The sequence below is a fragment of the Alcanivorax sp. HI0044 genome (assembly GCF_001634945.1).
On the sequence record NZ_LWEZ01001852.1, the window covers coordinates 1 to 743 of the forward strand.

1 protein-coding gene is annotated in these 743 nt (G+C 60.4%); it reads left to right on the top strand.

Annotated features, from left to right (window positions below; genetic code table 11):
• Positions 1 to 594 (top strand): MATE family efflux transporter (locus A3730_RS27620; protein ID WP_255364330.1); only part of this gene is annotated, 594 nt, incomplete at its 5' end.
• Positions 595 to 743 lie beyond the last annotated feature (149 nt).

The window sequence follows — 743 nt, forward strand, 5'->3', positions numbered from 1 at the left end:
GGCATTGGGTCGCGGATGCTGAGTTTTGTGATTATTCCAGCGCTGGGTCTCTCACAAGCCACCTCCACGGTGGTGGGGCAAAACGTGGGCGCCGGGCAGCTGGAACGCGCGGAACACACGACGTACCTCAGCGGCGCACTGGCACTGACGAGCTTGACGTTGGTTGGGGTGGTCAGTTTCTTCCTTGCCGCGCCGCTGGTTGAGCTGTTCGTGCCCGGCGAGGTCGCAGTTATCGAAGAAGGCGCCCGCTTTGTTCGCATCACCGCCCTCTCCTACGGCCTGCTCGGCGCCCAGATTGTGGTCACCGGAGCCTTTCGCGGCTCGGGCAACACGCTCGCCGCCATGGCCATCGCCTTGATTTCCCTTTGGGTGTTGCAGTTCCCGATTGCCTGGTTACTCACAGAGCGCACGCAACTGGGCGTGGCCGGAGTGTGGATTTCCTATCCGGTTCAAGCCTTTCTGTCGGCGCTGGTTGCCTGGGTATGGTTTAAACGCGGTACCTGGAAGCAGAAAAATCTGGTGGGAAGAACCCCTGAAGAAACCAAGGTGGCTCAGTATCCCACCGACACGGTAATGGATACCAACGGGGGCTGAGCCAGCCCTGAGTCCTGCTGTGCCTTATTCGACCGGACGGCTGGTGTGCGCAAACCGGTACGTCATATTGAACTGTACCCGCGGCGCCTCGCTGCGGTCTCCACCCTGATTGTCACGCAATCCGTATGACAGCTCCGCACCATAGCTCA